Raw genomic sequence first — 18,505 nt, 5'->3', positions numbered from 1 at the left:
CCCACACAGGAGCGCCCCCATGCGCCTGTCCTCCATGTTCCGTCGTCCTCTCCCGCGCCGCCGCACCGCCCTCGTGGGCGCCGTGGCCGGGGCCGCCGTCCTCCTCACCGCCGGGCTCGCCGTCTCCGGCGCCCTGACACCTCCGCCGCTCGCCGCGTGCTGCACGGGCCCCGTGGCCATGGGGGACGCGATGCTCCAGGCCCCCTCCGGCGCGGACAAGGACTTCTTCGAGGCCCGGACGCGTCCGCCCGCCGCCATCTTCCTGCTCGGCAACAACGCCTCCATGCAGGACTTCCACGAGTCGCTGCCGGAGTCCGTTCCCACCGTCACCGGATGCGATGACCCGACGCTGCGCGCGGGCATGGCCTGGTTCGACCTCCAGTCCTCCGACCCTCGCCTCAACGGCTCGCGCGTGTTCGACCCGGACGCGACGCTGGGCGGTGGGCGTGGCTTCTTCGACCCGGACCAGTACTACCTCTCCTATGGCACGCGGCTGCCGCTGCAGAAGCTGGGCAACGGAGACACCGCCGGTGACTCGACGCAGCAGTACACCGTCCTGCGCGACTTCAAGGGCACCCGGGGCCTCACCCAGCCCGAGGGCGCCTGCGGACTCTGGCCCGGCGACGCCGCGAAGCGTGCGGCCTGCGCGGCGTGCCTGCGCACCGTGGGCTGGTATCGCGGCGACAAGGACGGCGGAGACCGCCGCCGCTGGGTGCTCAGTGGCCGCGTGCTGAACGTGCGGCCGCCCAAGTTCGTCATCGCGCGCAAGGTGCTGAAGGACGTCGTCAACACCGTGCCCGACTTGCGCATGGGCGTGGCGACCTTCAGCCACAGTGATGACCTCTTCGACCCCGCGTGGCTCCTGCGGCCCGTGCGCCCGACGTGCGACAAGTCGTGGCCCCTCTTCTCCGAGGATGACCTGCAGCGCTCCGGGCTCGTGAATGCCGTCAACGCCGTGGAGTTCATCAACAGTGAGCGCTCCATCGGCGAGTCCCTCTACAGCCTCGGGGCGTACTTCTCCTCGCAGCGGCAGGACAACGTCTGGGCGAAGTGGTTCACCAACCCGGTGGACGCCGAGAATGGCTACCCCGGTGAGCCCCGCGGCACGCGCGGCGACGAGGCCGGAGGAGGCAAGACGTGGGCGCGCAAGGAATTCGACTTCACCCACCTGGGCGGCGACTACGCGGACCCGCTGCCGCTGGAGGGCCCGGGTGACCAGAAGTCCGTGTGCGCCGCGTGCCAGGCCAGCGCCGTCATCGTCCTGTCCGATGGCCGCCCGGACAACGACAACACCGTGCCCGTCGCCAGGATGCTGAATCTGCTGGTGGGCGCGGGCGCGAAGCACCCGGACGGCACGCCGCTGACCTTCAATCCCACCAACAAGCAGGACCCGGGCGGGGTGAACTACTGCGACCTGTACGGCGTGACGAAGGAGGACTGCGACTACTTCATCGACACCGACGGCGACGGGAAGGACGACGACGACAGCGGCCCCAAGGGCGGCGACGCGCGTAACCGCAACTTCATGGACGACGTCGCCTTCTTCCTCGCCAACGCGGACCTGCGCGGGGACCTGGACGGCATGCAGTCGGTGCGCACGTACACGATTGGCTACGGTGACAACAGTCCCATGCTTCGCAGCATGGCGCGTGCGGGCGGAGGCCACTTCTACCGCGCGGACGCGCCGGCCCAGCTCCGCGACGCGCTGATGACGGCCATCGGCGACCTGCGCGAGACGGCCACCTCGTTCTCCTCCGCCAGCGTCGCCAGCGTGCAGGCCGGCAGTGCGCAGACCTCCGCGTACGTGCCGCGCTTCATCCCCCGCAAGGGCCAGCCCTACGAGGGCCATCTCTACCGCTTCTACTTCTACGGCGAGTTCGCCCAGGGCTGCGACGCGGCCCGCGCTCGCACCCAGCAGGGGGACCCGCTGGACCTCAACGGCGACGGCGACTGTGACGACTCCTTCTACCTGGACCGCCCGGCGGGCTTCACGCCCGGTCCCGGGAAGGTGCCGCAGCCCACGGCCTTCGCCCGCAACAACATCGTCGAGGAGAACGTCTCCGGCGAGTGGGTGAAGGCCAACACGGCCCGCCGCAACGCCGCGGGACGGCTGGAGGGCGGAGACCCGGCGGTGCCCTTCTGGAATCTCGGCGAGACGCTTGGCCGCCGCAGCGCCTCCGCGCCGTGCGAGCAGCTTGGCAGCCCCGGCACGCCCATCAGCGAGACGGGCGGCCGTTGCCTCTTCACCCTGAAGGACCGCGACGGCAACGGGCGCTATGACCAGGAGGACAACCCGCCCGTGCCCTTCGACCTGCAGCACGCGGATGAGCTGCGCCCGCTGCTGCTGGCCGGCGGTGACGCCTTCTGCGCGGACGTCTTCACCCGGCTGGACAAGGTGTGGACGGGCGCCGCGGCGGAGCAGCTCGAGTGCGCCCGCGCCGTCGTCGCCTTCGTCCGGGGCCAGGACGTCTTCGACGCGGACGGCGACAGGGACCGCGACGAGGACCGGCCGTGCGCCGGGGACAGCAGCCGCTCCTGCAAGCTGGGGGACATCTTCCACTCTTCGCCCATCCTGGTGGAGCCGCCCGCGGAGCCCTTCCTGTGTGACCTCGGCCTCGCCCCGCAGTGCCTGCGCACGCTCTACGCGGACTATGTGCAGGAAGGCACGCCGCCCACGGCCGAGCCGGTGTGCGGCGGTGGCAACTCCGCGAAGCCGTGCTACCAGGCCACGCCCATGCAGCCGCCGCTGCGCCTGGCCGAGGGCGACTACGGCGCCTATGGCCAGTACCTCCAGGCCCAGGGCCGCAGGGACCGCTTCCTGCTGGTGGGCTCCAACGGCGGCATGCTGCACGCGGTGCACGCGGGGCGGGCCATCGACGCTCGCGAGCGCGCCAGCGCGCTGGACGACCTCTACGACCTGGGCACCGGCCAGGAGTTGTGGGCCTTCATCCCTCCGGACCTGCTGCCCAAGCTGGGGCTGCTCGTCCGGGGCCACGAGTACCTGGTGGACGGCACGGCCATGGCGCGCGAGGTCTGGGTGGACGGGCTCGACGACAACCACGTGGATGCCTCCGAGGGGAAGAACCGGGGCGACGGCGTGAAGCAGCCGGGGGAGTTCCGCACCCTGGCCGTCATCACCGAGCGGGAAGGGGGGCAGCGCTACAGCGCGCTGGACGTGACGGACCCGTACGGAATGCTGGGCAACCTGGCGGGCGCGGCCGGCCCGTTCCGCTGGATGTTCCCCCAGGCGTGCGACCCGGAGTCGGCCCGCATGGGCCAGGCGTGGATGAACTTCGCGCCCAAGCCGCCGCCCATCGGCCCGGTGCGCTTGCAGAGCCTCCGTGAGGCGCGTGGCTGGGAGGAGCGCTGGGCCGTCTTCCTCAATGGCGGCTACAGCGCGGACCTCACCCGGGGGCGCGGCCTGTACGTGCTGGACGCGTGGACGGGGCAGAAGCTGTGGACGTTCGGCTCGGACGCGCTGATGCCGGTGGCCGCCGCGCCCGCGCTGGTGGACGTGGGCAAGGCGCTGGACATCAAGGCGGACCAGGACGGCTTCTTCGACACCGTGGTGGTGGGCGACCTGGGCGGGCAGGTGTGGACGTTCCGCCTCTTCGCCCCGGGCGACGACAGCACCGGCACCGTGACGAACTGGCACGGCGCGCGGACGTTCGAGATTGCCAGGGGGCTGCCCGCCCACCAGAAGACGCCGTTCTTCAACATCGCCTCCAACACGCTCCAGCCGGAGACGGGCTGGCTGCGCACGTACCTGGGCACGGGAGACCGGCAGCACCTGCGCGACACGGAGGGCGACGCGTGCGGCCCCGACAACCTGTTGGCCTGCGTGCGGATGAAGTGCGACGTCTCCCTGACGCTGGCCGGTGCTGTGGGCGGCGTGTCACGCACCCACGAGCTCGAATACTCCGGCGGTGTGCTCACCCGGAACCAGGACGTGACGTCGGGCGCGCCGGTGAACGTGTGCGCGCCTGGGAAGCTGGAGCTGACGCGGCTGTCCATCGACTGCGATGGCGCCGCGCTGGGCTCTGGAAGCTACAAATTCCCGCCCAACAACAGCGTGCCCTCGGGCTCGCGCAGCGAGTGCACGCTGCAAGGGAGCCAGTGGCAATGTGAGACGCAGCGGCTCGCCTCGGGTGGCAAGGGCAAGCTGCGGCTGAGTGATGGGGACCGGAACCAGGTACCGCGCAACACCTACGTGGGCTTCTACAACTACGGCGGTGCTCGCACCTTCTCGGACCCGGCCTCCGCGCAGTTGCTGGACGGTCAGCGATGGACGGATACGGATGATGCGTGCCCCACCGGCCAGGGCTGCGGGCTGCGCGACGTCACCGTGCCACCGAATGTCCTGCGTGCACGCCGGCTCCCGAGCGGCGACATGCAGAGCTACATCACCCCGGAGGCGCTGGCCGCGCTGCCGCGCGCGCCCACCACGGGCGCCGGCTGGTTCGTGCGCTACGGCGGGCTGGACGAGAAGACGGCCGCGGGCTCGAGCATCCTCGGCGGCATCGTCTCCTGGCCGTCCTTCATGCCGCCGCTGACCGTGCCCGGAGACTGCAAGGTGGCGGGGGCGGGGGACGTGGGCCGCTCGTGGCAGATGGACATCATCACCGGCTGGCCGGACCAGGCGGAGGGCTTCAAGCTCTTCGACGACGACGGGAAGCTGGTGGGCTACATGCCCTTCAAGTCGCGCGAGGTGCTGTCACCGCCGGCCGAGCCGGCCAGCGTGATTACCCTCTCGCGCACGGGTGCCATCCGCTACACCACGCTGGACATGGGAGTGGGCAAGTCGCCCACGCAGGACACGCTGCGGCAGAACGACAACCCCGCCCAGGACATCTCCTGGGTGGAGGTGCCGCGCAGCGTCCACGTCTGCCGCCACGTGGACGCGCGCGCCTGCAAGTAGTGATTACGGACCGACGATGGAGAGCGCGCTGCGGTCGAAGTCGATGACCCGGCGCGCCACCTCCTGGACCTCCTTCGACGTCACCGCGGCCACGTGGTCCGCGTAGTGGAGGAAGTTGTCCAGGCCCAGGCCGTAGCAGGTGTCCATGGCCAGCAGCCCCGCGCGGGCACCGTTGCGCTGCAGGCCAATCTCGTGCGTGCCGATGAGGTGCTGCTTCGCGCGAGCCAGCTCCTCCTCGGGGATGGGCTCGTCGCGCACGCGCTGCAACTCCGCGCGGATGCCGGCCAGCGCCGCGTCCACCTTCTCCGGACTGGTGCCCATGTAGACGGCGAAGTAGCCCGGGTCCACGCCCTCGATGGCGAACGAGCTGACGCTGTAGGCCATGGAGCGCTTGTCGCGCAGTTCCACGAAGAGCCGCCCGCCCTGGCCGGACAGCACCGTGGACAGGACCTCCAGCGCGTGCCGCCACGGCTCTCCCACGCGAGCACCCGGGAAGCCGAGGACGAGATGCGACTGGGCGCGGGCCAGCACCTTCTTCTCCTCGCGCGGTGACTCGGGAGGCGGCTCGACGGCGACCTTCGGCGGCGGGGCGGCCTTTCCGCGCGAGGCACCGAAGTACTCACGCGCGAGGGCGAGCACCTCGTCCACCTTCACGTCGCCCACCACGCTGAGCGTGAGCTGGGACGGGTCCATGTGCGCCGCGTGCCAGGCGCGCAGCTTCTCCGGCGTCAGCGTCTCCACCGAGGCCTGCTCGCCCTGCGACGGCAGGCGGTACGGGTGCGAGCGGTACATCGTCTTGCCGAAGAGGTCGAAGGCCACGCTGGACGGCTTGTCCTCGCGGGTGAGGATGTCCTGGAGCAGCAGCGTGCGCTCGCGCGTGACTTCGACCTCGGGGAAGGACGGGTTGAGGAGGCAGTCCGCGAAGAGGCGGAAGGCCGGCTCGAAGTGGCGCGAGAGGAACTCGCCGCGCAGGCTCACCGAGTTGCGCCCGCCCTGGCCGCCCAGGCTGCCGGCATACGCGTCGATGAGGTGGGAGATGTCCTCCGCGTCATGTGACGGCGTGCCGCGCGTGAGGCAGCGGGTGAGCAGGGTGGTGATGCCGTTGTCGGCCGGCGTCTCGTAGCGCAGGCCACCGGCGAAGGCGGCGCGCATGGCGAACAGCGGCACCGCGGGCTCCACGCGCACCACCAGCGTCGCGCCCGAGGGCAGCTTCTCCACGATGATGTCGCTGGGGCCGGAGGCCGACGCCTTGGCGATGCGCATGGTCGGCTCGCCCGCGGGCACCTTGCGCGCCTTGCGCTCGGGAGGGGCTGCGGCCGGCTCGCGGTCCACCTTGTCGAGCAGCGCGTGCACCTGCGCCTCGGTGAAGTCCGTGCCCTGGGGCAGCAGGCCGGTGACGACGGCGCGGTCGAAGCGCAGGTAGCGCTCCGCCGCCGAGCGCAGGTGCTCGGGCGTCAGGCCGCGCACGGCCTCGTAGTAGCGCGCCTCCGCCTCCAGGCTGCCCATGCCGGACTGGTAGAAGCCCATCTTCCGGGCCACGCCCTGCACCGTCTCACGCTGGTACACGGCCTCGGCCTCCACCAGCGCCTTGGCGGTGGCCAGTTCCTCCGCCGTCACGGGCGTCACGCGCAGCGTGGCCAGCACGCGCGCCGTCTCTTCAATGGCCCGGGCGGCATGTGCCGGCTGCGTCGTCAGCGACGCGGAGAAGAGGCCCGGGTCCCTCGGCGTGTAGGCGAAGGCGTGGACGTCGTTGGCCACGTTGTGGCGGCGCTTCACCTCGCGCACCAGCCGGGACGCGTCGCCCTGGCCGGCAATCATCGCCAGTACGTCCAGCGCGGGCGTGTCCGGGTGGTCCGCCTGGGGGATACCGAAGGACAGGTGCAACCACGCTTCCTTCACGTCATCCGGGCGCAGCAGCACGCGGCGGCCGGTGGGAAGCGGCTCGTCCGTGCGCTTCACCCCGCCTTCGTACGGGCGGCCCCAGTCCCCTCCGAAGATGTCCTCCACCCACTCGCGCAGCTCCGACTCGCGCAAGTCGCCCGACACGGAGAGCACCAGGTTCTTCGGCGTGTAGTGCCGGTGGTAGAACTCCAGCACCTTCTCCCGCGTGAAGCTTCGCACGCTCTGCTCGGTGCCGATGACGGGCAGCTTGTAGGGGTGCACCTGGTAGGCGGTGGAGAACAAGTCCCGCGAGGCGCGCCGGGAGGGCGTGTCCTGGCTGCGCTTGATTTCCTCGCACACCACCTCGATTTCGCGGGCCAGCTCGTCCGCGTCGAAGGAGGAGCGGCGCACGGCGTCGCCGAGGATGTCCAGGCCCGTGCGGGCGAACTGGCTGGCGATGACGATGTGGTAGACCGTCTGGTCGTAGGAGGTCCAGGCGTTGATTTCGCCGCCGTGGGACTCGACGTCCCGGGCGATTTCACCGGGGCCGCGGCGCTCGGTGCCCTTGAAGAGCATGTGCTCGTGCAGGTGCGCCAGGCCGGCCTGGTCCGGCCGCTCGTCGGCGCTCCCGGCCTTGACCCAGACCTGGAAGGCCGCGACCTTGGCGGCGTGCTGCTCCTCGAAGACAACGGTGAGCCCGTTGGGTAGCGCGTAGCGGATGGCCATAAGGAACGTCCGAAGCTGTCACCGGCCCCGGGGGCCGGCAAGACAAGGTGTGATGTTTTCCCCCACTGGCTAACGTCCGGCCCCCCCGGCGTCGAGGGGACTGTATGGCTGCCGTCCGGCCGGAAGGTCGGACCGCCCACGCCCCCCGCCCCACGCGTCCCTGGTGATGCGCGCCTGTGGGCGGTAACGTGCACGGGCCCATGCCGTCACCACCGGAAGAGGTGGATCCGTTCGCGGACCTGCGCGACAGCCTGGGCCTGGAAGACACCAGCGCCGGAGCGGCCCCCCCCGCACCCGTCGCCGTTGCCCCCAGGCCCCTGCCCAAGCCCCCGCCCTCGGCTCCACCGCCCGCCGCTCCGCCGCCGCTGCCGCCCCGCCGTCCGGCCGCCCCCCTGGCCGCCGCGCCTGCTGGCACGGGTGCGCCCGCCTCCCCGGTGGCGGTGCCGAAGCCGGCCACGTCGGCCGGGGCCACGGGTGTGGCTCCGGCGGCCCGTGCCGTTCGGGTGCCGGGCAATGACCCCTTCGGCGAGCCCCCCGAAATCCGGATGCCCATGGGGGGCTCTCCGGAGGACAAGCTGGAGTACTTCCGCGCCGTCGTCCGTCAGAAGACGGAGACGCTGGCCCGCGCGCGCACCCTGTACGCGGAGCGCGACGGTGAGCTGAGCGGGGTGAAGCAGTCGCTGACGCTGGCGCGCAAGGAGGCCGCGGAGGCCAAGGCCCAGCTGGCGACGGTGAAGGACGCGCCCGCGAAGCTGACCCAGGTGTCCGAGGCCCTGGCGGGCGCGGAGGCACGGGCCGCCGAGGCCGAGGCGAAGGTGTCCGCCCTGGAGGCGGAGCTGGCCGGGGCGGAGGCGGACCGCAAGGACTTGTCCCGGGCGCTGGCCGAGGTGGAGTCGGAAGTCCCCCGCCTCAACGCGGACCTGCAGGAGGAGCGCGGCTCGCGCGGGGCGGTGGCCGAGGAGCTGGTGGGCGCCAAGGAGGCGCTGTCGCTGGCGCAGGACCGCGTGGCGGAGCTGGCCGCGCAGAAGTCGGAAGCGCAGGGCGCGCTGGAGGCGGTGCAGGAGCAGTACCAGCAGGTCGTCGCGGACGTGGAGCGGCTGGGTGGCGAGCTGGAGGCGGTCACCGCGGAGAAGGAGTCGCTGGCGCTGCGCGCCGGGCAGCTCGAGGCGGCGCTGGCGGAGGCGCAGGGCGGGCTGAGCGCGCTGGAGTCCGAGAGCGAGTGGTCCAAGAGCTCGCTGGAGGAAGCGCAGGACCGGGCCCGCACGCTGGAGTCCGAGCGGGACGAGGCGCGCAAGCAGCTGGCGGTGGTGGAGGACGGGCTGCGCGGCCTGCAGGGGCAGGTGACGGAGCTGGAGCGCGCGCTGGCGCTGAAGGACGCGGAAATCGTCGGCCTGAGGGCGGCGCTCACCGCGCGCACCGCGGAGGCCGCGGAGCTGCCCGCGCTGCGCCAGGCGCTGGAGGGACGCACCGCGGAGCTGGGGAAGCTGAACGCGCGGCTGGAGGCCGAGCTCTCCAAGGCGGCGGAGCGGACGCAGGCCCTGGAGGAGGGGCTGTCCCAGGCCAGCGAGCGCGCGCAGACGGCGGAGGGCGAGGCCGCCGCGCTGAAGGAAGCGCTGGAGGTGGCCGAAGTCGAGCAGGTGTCGCTGCGGGACAGGATGGAGTCGGACGCGGCGGCGCTGGGCGAGGCCGTGCACCAGGCCGAGGCCAAGGTGGCCGAGCTGACCGGCGCCGTGGAGGCCGCGCAGGCCGAGCACGGGGAGCTGAAGAAGCAGCTCGCGGCGACGGAGATGAAGGTCGCCACCAAGGACGCCGAGCGCGTGGGCCTCGCCGCCCGCGTGTCCATGCTGGAGGCGGCGTCCGGGCAGCGCGAGGCGGAGCTGGCCCGGCTGCAGGGGGCGCTGACGCAGGCCCAGGGCGCCGCGGTGCAGGCTCAGGGCGCCGCGGCGCAGGCTCAGGAGGAAGTGTCGCTGGAGCGGGTGCGGCGCGAGGCGGCGGAGGCCGAGCGCGCGGACGCGGAGGTCAAGGCGGCGGAGGCCGAGGCGCGGGTGGACGCGCTGACGGCGGGGCAGGGCGGCGCCGAGGCGAAGCTGGCGGAGCTCCAGGACGAGCTGGAGGGCGCGCGCGCCGAGGCGGACAAGTCGGAGCGCCTGCAACAGCAGGTGAAGATGCTGGAGGGCGCGCTCCAGGCGGCCAAGGCCCAGACGGCGGCGGCCAGCAAGTCAGACGCGGCCCGCGCGGCGGCGGAAGAGAAGCTGGCGCAGGCGGGAAAGGCCCGGGCGGAAGCCGAGGCGAAGGCGACGCAGGCCGGCGCGGCACGAGCGGAGGCCGAGGCGAAGCTGGAGCGGGCGGACCAGGCGCGAGCGGAGGCCGAGGCGAAGCTGGAGCGGGCGGACCAGGCGCGAGCGGAGGCCGAGGCGAAGCTGGAGCGGGCGGACCAGGCGCGAGCGGAGGCCGAGGCGAAGCTGGCGCAGGCGGGACAGGCCGGAGCGGAGACCGACGCAAAGGCCAGGCAGGTGGCGCAGGCCCGTACGGACGCCGAGGCGAAGTTGGCGCAGGCCAGCAAGGCCCGCACGGAGGCCGAGGCGAAGCTGGCGCAGGCGGAGGCCTCCCTGAAGGCAGAGCAGGCGGCCCGGAAGGCGCTCGAGGAGAAGCTCGCGGGGGCGGCAGCCTCGGCGGCCCCGGGCGACTCGGAGTCCGAGCGCGAGGGGCTCAAGACGGACGTCGCCAACCTGAAGCGGAAGCTGATGGCAGCCGAGACAGCGCTCGAGAACGCGGCTGGCTACAAGGCGAAGATTGCCCGGCTGGAGGCGCAATTGAAGGGCAAGAAGTAGAGGTTCCTCTTCATGCCCTTCGACGCGCCAGTGGACCCACTCACGGGAATGCAGGCGGCCCGCTTCGGGCTGTACCTGCACTTCCCCTATTGCCTGGCGAAGTGCCCGTACTGCGACTTCGCGGTGGCGGTGGCGCGGCAGGTTCCCGAGGAGCGCTACGCGCGCGCGGTGCTCACGGAACTGGACTCACGGGTGGCCGCGCTGCCCGCGCTGAAGGGCAAGCCCCTGGAGTCCATCTTCCTCGGCGGTGGCACGCCCTCGTTGTGGCATCCGCGCTACGTGGCGCAGGTGCTGGAGGGAATCGCCGCGCGGCTGTCGGTGTCGCCCAACGTGGAGGTGTCGCTGGAGGCCAACCCGGAGCGCGCGGACGCGGAGCGCTTCGCGGGCTACCGGGCGGCGGGGGTGAATCGCCTGTCGCTGGGCGTGCAGTCCTTCCAGCCGGAGACGCTGAAGGCGCTGGGGCGCGCGCACGACGCGGCCATGGTGGAGGGGGCGGTGGACGCGGCGCGCCGGGCGGGCTTCGACGTCGTGGCCATGGACTTCATCTACGGCGTGCACGGCCAGTCGGTGGCGCAGGTGGAGGCGGATGCGCGGCGCGCGGTGGCGCTGGCGCCGGAGCACCTGTCCACGTACGCGCTGACGGTGGAGCGCGAGGTGCTGGCGGAGGACACGCCGCTGTCGAAGCGGCTGAAGCGCGGCGAGCTGGAGCTGCCCCCGGACGACGACGTGGTGGCCATGGCCCGCGTGGTGCGCGAGGTGTACGGCGCGGCGGGGCTGCACCGGTACGAAGTCTCCAACCACGCGCGGCCCGGCTACAGCTCGCGGCACAACGCGCTCTACTGGACGGGCGGTGAGTACCTCGCCCTGGGCGTGGGCGCGTCCGGCATGCTGCTGGAGCCCACGCCGCACCGGTATGTGAATCTGCGCAGCGCGGAGAAGTACCTGGTGGAGGCGGAGGCCGGACGGCTGCCGGAGGAGGGCCGCGAGGCGCTCGGGCCGGAGGAGCTGTTCGCGGAGCGGCTGGCCATGGGCCTGCGGCTGGTGTCCGGGGTGGACTGGGAAGCGGTGTGCGCGCGGTATGGCCAGCCCGTGGAGCCCCGGCGCGCGGAGGTGGCGCGCCTGGTGGAGCACGGCTTCGCGACGCTGAAGGACGGGCGGCTGGCCTTGACGGAGAAGGGCGCGGACGTGCACAGCGCCGTGTGCGCGCGGCTGCTCTAGCGGAGCGCCCGCCAGAAGGATTCGAGAGGGCAAATGAGCAAGTGGATGTTGTGGGTGTTGCTGACGATGCTGACGGGCAGCCCGTGGGTGGCACTGGCCCTGATGGTGGTCATCGTCTTCACGGCGGACCACTTCACGTGGCAGGTGCTGCCCAGCCCGGTGCGGCTGCTCAAGCGCTTCCAGCGCGCGGGGCACCTGGCCGGCGTCATCCTCACCAACCCGCATGAGCGGCGCGCCCGGCACGAGCTGGCGGACATCCGCGTGGCGCAGAAGCGGTACGCGGAAGCGGTGGACATCCTCAAGCCCAACCTCGAGGCGGGCGACGACGACGTGGACACGCTGTACCTGCTCGGCGTGGCCTACCTGGGCGCGGGGGACTCGCAGCGGGGCGAGCTGCTGCTGGACGAGGCGGAGAAGCTGGACGAGGGCTACCAGCTCGGCGCCATCCACCTGGAGCGAGGCCGCTTCCGGCTGAAGCGCGGGGACGCGAAGGGCGCGGTGGAGGCGCTGGAGCGCTTCAACACCGTGCGGCATGGCTCGGTGGAGGGGCGCTTCCTCCTGTCCCAGGCGCTGGCGAAGGCGGGGCGCGCGGACGAGGCGAAGCGGATGCGCGAGCTGTCGTGGAGCGACTACGTGGTGGCGCCGCGCTTCCAGCGCCGCCGGGAGCGCAAGTGGGCGTGGCGCGCGCGTCCCAGCCGGCCGCTGATGTACGCGGCGGCGCTGGCGGTGGTGCTGGGCACCGCCGGGTGGGTGATGCGGCAGGTGCAGTCCAACCCGCCCGTGTACGGCCATGGGTACTACGATGAGGCGCCCACGGCCTCGGGCCTGGAAGAAGACCTGGGCGAGTAGCACCGCACCGGAGGCACCCACCGCATGTTCCCCACGCCCTCGCAGGTGCTCCGTCAGCGCGACGGCACGCTGGCCGACACGCCCTTCCCGCTGCTCTTGCACTCCCTGATGGTGGAGGAGCGCACCTGCACGCTGGAGCTGAAGGTGCGCCAGCGCGAGAAGCGCATCGTCTTCGAGGACGGCGCGCCGGTGGGCTGCCAGTCCAACCTGCTGCACGAGACGCTGGGCAAGTACCTCGTGGAGAAGGGGCGGCTGTCCGAGACGGACTACCAGAAGGCGCTGGCGGAGAGTGTGTCGTCGGGCCAGCAGATGGGCGCGCTGCTCATCCAGAAGGGGCTCATCAGCCCCTTCGACCTCTACAAGCAATTGCAGGCCAACCTCGCGCACAAGCTGCTCGACTGCTTCCGGTGGACGGACGCGAAGTACCGCCTCATCGCGGACGTGGAGACGCCGGACGCGAGCGTGCGGATGAATTCCGCGCAGCTCATCCTCACCGGCGTGGCCAACGTGATGCCCTTCGACGCGGTGGCCACGCACTTCACCTTCACCGACGAGCGCCGCTTCGGGCAGATGCCCGGCGTGGAGGCGGGGCTGAAGCTGTCTTCCAAGGACGCGCGCCTCTTCCAGACCCTGCGCCAGCGTCCCACCTTCAACGAGTTGCTGGAGCGCACCGGCTTCGACACGGAGACGGTGCTGCGGCGGCTGTACGCGCTGTGCCTGCTGGAGGTGTCGGGCTTCGCGGAGGATGTGGACGAGCGCGCGGCGAAGCTGGCCGCCGCAGCGCCGGCCCCGGTGCCCGAGCCCGTGCCCGTCGAGACGCCCGCGCCCGTACCCGTGGCGCAGCAGCCCCAGGGCACGCCCTTCTCCGACGAGGACGAGGCGGCGCGCAACGCGCTGGTGAGCGCCTTCCTCGCGCACCGGAGCAAGGACCCCTTCACGCTGCTGGAGGTGCCGGAGGACGTGCAGCCGGTGCCGCTGCGCAAGGCCTTCTTCGCCTGGGCGGACCGCCACTCACCGCTGCGCTTCCAGACGCCGGAGTTGCGCGAGAAGGCGGAGGCCCTGCTGGCCGCGTACGCGAAGGCCTTCGGCGCGCTGTCGGACGCGGAGCAGAACCTCCTCTGGCGCAAGCGGCGCGCGGCGCAGCGGGAGAAGGAGCGCGGCACGAACCGGCCCAGCACCGCGGAGCAGTTCCGCATCCGCACGGACCTCCTGGACGCGAGCACCCAGTTCGACGAGGCGAAGCGCCGGCTGGACGCGCGCAACTTCGCGGGCGCCTTCGAGTACTTCGAGTACGCGTGCGACATCGACCCGAAGCCGCTCTACAAGGCCCACCGCGCCTTCGCGCGCTACCTGATGAAGCCGGAGGCGCATGGCCGGCTCGCGCTCCAGGAATTGCAGGACGTGGTGCGTCAGGAACCGGGCATGGAGGAGGGCTGGGCCTTCCTCGGAGAAGTGGCGCAGGGCGAGGCGCAGTGGCCTCTTGCCGAGGACGCCTTCCGTAAGGCCTTCAAGCTCAACCCCAAGAATCGCCGCTACGTGGAGCTCATCCAGGAAATCGTGAAACGCAGGTAATCCATTTCTCTCTGGGCAGGCGAGCAGGCGGGGGCCGCGCTCCGTTTTCGTAGTGAATGGGAAAAGGTTGGGGCCTGGCGCCTACAGCTTCCGGGGAACCCCTTACCGCATGCGCTGCTCCTGTCTGTTTTCAGCGAGGCTTCACGGTGGGTGAAGGCCCCCGCGTCCACTTGTCGGAATTGATCCACGTCGGAAACCCCAAGTAGTTTCCGCACATGCGTCGTCCGACGAATCCACTCCGCGCGGGGACGGAGACCCAGTCGGGCCAGGCTGCGGTGGAGGCCGCCATCGTCCTGCCGCTGTTCGTCTTCCTCATCCTGGGCATCCTCCAGCTGGGGTTGATGCACCAGGCGCGGCTGATGACGAAGTACGCCGCCTACAAGGCGGTGCGCGCCGGCTCCCTGCACAACGCCAACGTGGACGAGATGGAGAAGGCCGCGCTCGCGGTGCTGCTGCCCATGGTGGGCACCCGCACGGGCGGCCAGGACGGCATCGAGGTCATCCGCCCCGTCGGCACCGCGCAGGAGTTCGAGACCAAGTGGAGTGAGCTGTCGACGAACGAGATGCCGGGCGTCTCGCTGAAGTACGCCGAAGTCACCATCTGCGGGCCCACGAAGGAGGACATCCCCGCGAGCTCGGCGGAGCTGGACTTCGACGACCCGAAGAACACCAGCCCGGACGGGTGGCGCGAGAGCGCGCGCACCAAGCTGCGTGTCCAGGTGACGTTCAACTACCGGATGATCATCCCCTTCGCGGACTGGGTCATCTACCACGCGGCCCGCGGGCGCGAGGTGACGTCCGTGCTGCGCATGGGAAAGATGAAGCAGGCGGAGATCAGCAAGGTGCAGGGGCGCAGGTTCGCCAGCGCCGGCAAGTCGGAGGGCACGTACGACGACGCGGCCGCGCAGGGCGTCTACATCATGCCCATCCGTGCCACCTACACCATGCGGATGCAGTCGAACTTCTACCTGAACAAGAACAGCCTGCCCGAGAGCAACCTATGCAAGTTCCCGTTCTCCTACGGCAAATGAGGATGAGGGCGCGCCGCGGGCAGGCGATGGTGCTCAGCGCCCTGTCCTTCCTGATTCTCGCGCTGATGGTGACGCTGAGCTTCAACCTCAGCCATGCGCTGCGCCAGAAGATGAGCCTGCAGCAGCACAGCGACGCGCTGGCCTACTCCATGGCGGTGCTGGAGGCGCGCGCGCTCAACTACTACGCGGTGGGCAACCGGGCCATCGCCGGCTCGTACGTGGCCATGAACAGCATCCACGCGTACGTGGCCGCCGCCAGCGTCACGGGCGAGATGATGCGCGCGGCGCGCAACAACTTCTTCCAGATTGCCGCCCTCGAGGTCATCAGGTGTATGTGTTACACCTGTATCGAGCACTGCGTCCACGCCGCCGAGGCCGTGCAGATTGCCAGCGAGTTCAGCCAGGAGGGCGATGACTACGACCAGAAGGTCCGCGGCATGGAGACGAACTTCGTCAATGCCATGAAGGGCCTGGACCTCATGGTGGACAACCTCCACATCGCCCAGCGCTCGGTCCACGACAACACGCTCAAGTCGGTGAAGGACGGCCGGAGCAACGGGCTGGAGCAGCTGACGGAATACAACGCCCCCGGCGCCACCTTCCTGGCGCAGCAGGTGGGCGGCATGAACGCCAACGAGTTCAACTGCGCGGTGGATGGCATGGACTGCCAGGGCAGTGTGGCGAGCACCTCCCCCGAGACGCGCGCACGGGTCATGACGGAGGTGGCCAACGCGAGCCGCTCCGGCTGGCCCGCCACCCGTGAGACGGGCGGCATCCCCTCCATCCAGATTCCGGCGTACCTGCACTCGGACTTCATGGACAAGTTCGAGGACATCCCCGACGAGGGCAACTACCAGGTGATGCGGCACGTGGGCACGGCGAAGACCGTGCAGGACCACGGCGAGGTCAACGGCGGGGGCCAGCAGGGCGGCAACTCGGGCCTCGTGGTGGCGGCGTCGGAGGAGGGGATGATCTTCCACAAGTGGAAGCACGGCATCGGCATGTCGCCCTACAAGGCGGAGGTCTGGAGCGACGAGGGCAACGGCGGCCACGAGCCGAGCGGCGCGCACTCGGGGCAGCACCCGTTCGAGGGCGTCAACGCCAAGGCGCTGACGGCCTGCTCGCAGTCCGGCAACTGCTTCATGAAGTTCCGCGCCAACCCCTCCGCGACGCGGGACTGGGGCCAGCCGCGCGTGTACAGCTACGTCACCAAGCAGTTCCGGGGCGGAGACCCCAAGAAGACGCCCTGGGAGCTGAACAGCTCGGCCTCGCTGGAGTTCCAGCACGGCGCGCAGGGCTCGGGCCGGCTCACGCTGTCCGCGGACGAGGGCGTGGGCCTGTCCAAGGCGCTGGTCTACTACCACCGCTTCGGGGACAACGGCTGGCGCGAGCCGCCCAACCTCTTCGGCCCCTACTGGCGCGCGAAGCTGCACCCCTTCCGCGACGGTGACGAGGCCGGCAGGGTGCTGGAGGCGGCGGGCAACCAGGATGCGGCCGACATGGCGCGCGTGCCGGGGGTGTCGCTGTGAGGCGCGCGCAGGCCCGTGCGGCCCGGGGCGCCGCCTCGGTGGAGCTGGCGCTGAGCATGCTGGTCATCGTCCCCGTGTTCCTCTACTCGCTCTTCCTGGACGACCTGCTGCGCCACGCCCTGGACGCGCAGGAGACCGCGCTCTCCACCGTCTGGGACTACGTCGTCCAGGACTACGCCAAGGCGCCGCAGGGCGGAGAGAAGTTCGCGGGCTTCGGCCTGGTCCAGGGCTATGCGCGCCAGACGTACTGCGACCACGAGTCGGGCATCGACAGCTTCGAGAACGGGCCCAACCCCCGCGAGTGTGGGGACGAGGAAATCCACCACCAGGAAATCGTGTCCCACGCCTGCTGGCTCAACCCCGGCTCCCAGCAGGTGGAGTGCACGCTGAACGCGGGCGGCGCCGTGGTGGGCGAGTACGGGGTGTCGATGCACCAGTCCTACATGGATGAGTACGGCAAGGGCGGCCTCATCCGCTGCTCGGCGCGCATCGGCGTGCAGAACTACCTCCTGCAGCGCAGCGTCTTCGCGGAGTTCTCCAAGGTGGACCTGGCCAAGGACAAGCAGAGCAAGGGCGCGGGCGTCCACAACAACGCCAGGGGCGGCACCTACCAGGCGGACCCGACGGGCCTGGCCGGCAACGTCTACCTCCTGCCGTGGGAGCGGCTCTCCGTGCTCACCGACACCTGGGCGCTCACCGAGCCCGCCGACATCCGGCCCGGCGCGAAGTCGGGGGACCTCTTCGAGCGCGTGTCCCACCTGTACAAGCACCAGGACAACCAGGGCTATTCGGACATGTCGCAGGCGGCCGCCGACTACGTCGACGAGGCCATCGACAACGAGATACTCGCCGACAACCTGAGCCTGGATGGCAAGCCCGCGGGCGATGACCCGCGCGAGCCCAGCATGGCCATCAAGACGTTCGGTGACGACGCGCCGGAGGAGAGCATCACCCAGCAGGGCAGCTCGCAGAGCTACTTCAACAGCGAGTGGCGCGACTGGGGCCAGAACGGCAACGAGAAGACCCGGGACGCGCGCGGCACCGGGTACATGGGCTGCAAGCCAGAGGAACCCTGTTGATGGCGGCGGCATCAGGGCGGGCCGTCCGCATCCCCGCCCTCCTGTTCTCCGTGGCGGTGGTGGGCTGCCTCATCGGCTTCGCCTGGGAGCGCGTCTCGTATGGAAGCAGCGCCCCGGCGGGAGAGTGGGCGCCGCCGGAGTTCCCCGGGCACGGGGAGGAGGGCTCCACGCGCGAGCTGGCGCGCACGCCGGCCGAGGAGGCCATCCTCCAGCGGGCGCTGTCGCACTTCCCGCCCTACCCGCGAGCGGGCAGCCGCCCCGAGGTGCTGGCGGCGGACTACCTGGGGCCGGACACGTCCATGGCGGTGGCGTGGTTCTCCACCCGGGACACGCCGGCGCAGGTGCTGGGGCACTACGCGAAGGTGCTGCTGGACATGGGGCTGCCCGTCGTCCGGGAGACGCACGGGGACAACGGTGGCTACGTGGGCTACTGGAGCCCGGACTCGCTCGAGGTGCGGCTGGTGTCGGTGCTGGCGCAGGGCGGGGAGACGCTGGTCTTCGTGTCGTCCGGACAGGTGAAGGGGCTCGTGGAGCGGGGCCGGGGCGTGCCGGCGTGGGTGCCGGTGCCGCCGGGGCTCACGGAGCCGCTGGCGATGACCTTCGACATGGAGGGCTCCACGCACCAGGTGGTGTCCGGGAAGCTGCCGGAGGACACGCTCGGGGGCGCGGAGGCGCGCTACCGGGCGGTGCTTCGGGAGAAGGGGTGGCAGGCGGGGGCGACGGAGCCGATACAGACGGGAGGCATCGCCTTCGAGCTGGAGCGGCAGGAGTCGCGGGGCAGGGCGGTGCTGCGCGAGAAGTCGCCGGGCGTGGAGCTGCAATTGTCCCTGCTGCGACGGGGGGGCGCGCCATGATGGGATTCTGGAGGGAA

The 18,505-nt window shown here is 71.1% G+C and carries 10 protein-coding genes; 9 read left to right on the top strand and 1 reads right to left on the bottom strand.

Going from position 1 to position 18,505, the window contains the following annotated elements; genetic code table 11:
- Positions 1-19: 19 nt before the first annotated feature.
- On the top strand, positions 20-4,918 hold the full coding sequence (locus OV427_RS13120) for a hypothetical protein (RefSeq protein WP_267856429.1): 4,899 nt from the start codon (positions 20-22) through the stop codon (positions 4,916-4,918).
- A 3-nt stretch (positions 4,919-4,921) separates the two neighbouring features.
- Here the strand turns inward: OV427_RS13120 and OV427_RS13115 are convergent, their stop codons facing one another.
- On the bottom strand, positions 4,922-7,525 hold the full coding sequence (locus OV427_RS13115; protein WP_267856428.1) for a M16 family metallopeptidase: 2,604 nt from the start codon (positions 7,523-7,525) through the stop codon (positions 4,922-4,924).
- Positions 7,526-7,725: 200 nt separating this feature from the next.
- Between OV427_RS13115 and OV427_RS13110 the strand changes: the two genes are divergently transcribed.
- The 8 genes from OV427_RS13110 (at position 7,726) to OV427_RS13075 (ending at position 18,488) form a co-directional block, all read left to right on the top strand.
- Positions 7,726-10,356, top strand: a complete 2,631-nt coding sequence (locus tag OV427_RS13110; protein ID WP_267856427.1) for a plectin 1 isoform 8 — start codon at positions 7,726-7,728, stop codon at positions 10,354-10,356.
- A 12-nt stretch (positions 10,357-10,368) separates the two neighbouring features.
- Complete coding sequence (hemW, locus tag OV427_RS13105; protein WP_267856426.1) at positions 10,369-11,574, top strand: radical SAM family heme chaperone HemW; 1,206 nt, start codon at positions 10,369-10,371, stop codon at positions 11,572-11,574.
- A gap of 33 nt (positions 11,575-11,607) precedes the next feature.
- Positions 11,608-12,423 carry a hypothetical protein gene (locus tag OV427_RS13100; RefSeq protein WP_267856425.1) on the top strand — a complete coding sequence of 272 codons (816 nt, stop codon included), beginning with the start codon at positions 11,608-11,610 and terminating at the stop codon, positions 12,421-12,423.
- Between the two features lie 24 nt (positions 12,424-12,447).
- Positions 12,448-13,995 carry a DUF4388 domain-containing protein gene (locus OV427_RS13095; protein WP_267856424.1) on the top strand — a complete coding sequence of 516 codons (1,548 nt, stop codon included), beginning with the start codon at positions 12,448-12,450 and terminating at the stop codon, positions 13,993-13,995.
- Positions 13,996-14,210: 215 nt separating this feature from the next.
- The gene (locus OV427_RS13090) at positions 14,211-15,026 is read left to right on the top strand and encodes a TadE/TadG family type IV pilus assembly protein (protein ID WP_267856423.1); all 816 of its coding nucleotides are present in this window, start codon (positions 14,211-14,213) and stop codon (positions 15,024-15,026) included.
- Between the two features lie 2 nt (positions 15,027-15,028).
- Positions 15,029-16,555, top strand: coding sequence for a TadE/TadG family type IV pilus assembly protein (locus tag OV427_RS13085; RefSeq protein ID WP_420718263.1), 1,527 nt, complete (start codon positions 15,029-15,031; stop codon positions 16,553-16,555).
- On the top strand, positions 16,552-17,634 hold the full coding sequence (locus OV427_RS13080) for a hypothetical protein (RefSeq protein ID WP_267856421.1): 1,083 nt from the start codon (positions 16,552-16,554) through the stop codon (positions 17,632-17,634). The genes OV427_RS13085 and OV427_RS13080 overlap by 4 nt, the downstream gene beginning before the upstream one ends.
- A complete protein-coding gene (locus OV427_RS13075) occupies positions 17,634-18,488 on the top strand; it encodes a hypothetical protein (RefSeq protein ID WP_267856420.1) in 855 nt (284 codons plus the stop codon). The genes OV427_RS13080 and OV427_RS13075 overlap by 1 nt, the downstream gene beginning before the upstream one ends.
- Positions 18,489-18,505: the final 17 nt, after the last annotated feature.

Origin of the sequence: Pyxidicoccus sp. MSG2 (assembly GCF_026626705.1) — a bacterium.
In the GTDB taxonomy this organism is placed as follows: domain Bacteria; phylum Myxococcota; class Myxococcia; order Myxococcales; family Myxococcaceae; genus Myxococcus.
The sequence above is the reverse complement of the archived record's forward strand: the minus strand, read 5'-3'. Positions and strand labels throughout refer to the sequence as shown.

What these genes read in the sequence shown, in the direction of transcription:
- OV427_RS13110 (WP_267856427.1), top strand. Translation starts at nt 7,726, where the DNA reads ATGCCGTCACCACCGGAAGAGGTGGATCCGTTCGCGGACCTGCGCGAC.
- OV427_RS13085 (WP_420718263.1), top strand. Translation starts at nt 15,029, where the DNA reads ATGAGGGCGCGCCGCGGGCAGGCGATGGTGCTCAGCGCCCTGTCCTTC.
- OV427_RS13095 (WP_267856424.1), top strand. Translation starts at nt 12,448, where the DNA reads ATGTTCCCCACGCCCTCGCAGGTGCTCCGTCAGCGCGACGGCACGCTG.
- hemW (WP_267856426.1), top strand. Translation starts at nt 10,369, where the DNA reads ATGCCCTTCGACGCGCCAGTGGACCCACTCACGGGAATGCAGGCGGCC.
- OV427_RS13090 (WP_267856423.1), top strand. Translation starts at nt 14,211, where the DNA reads ATGCGTCGTCCGACGAATCCACTCCGCGCGGGGACGGAGACCCAGTCG.
- OV427_RS13075 (WP_267856420.1), top strand. Translation starts at nt 17,634, where the DNA reads ATGGCGGCGGCATCAGGGCGGGCCGTCCGCATCCCCGCCCTCCTGTTC.
- OV427_RS13115 (WP_267856428.1), bottom strand. Translation starts at nt 7,525, where the DNA reads ATGGCCATCCGCTACGCGCTACCCAACGGGCTCACCGTTGTCTTCGAG.
- OV427_RS13120 (WP_267856429.1), top strand. Translation starts at nt 20, where the DNA reads ATGCGCCTGTCCTCCATGTTCCGTCGTCCTCTCCCGCGCCGCCGCACC.
- OV427_RS13100 (WP_267856425.1), top strand. Translation starts at nt 11,608, where the DNA reads ATGAGCAAGTGGATGTTGTGGGTGTTGCTGACGATGCTGACGGGCAGC.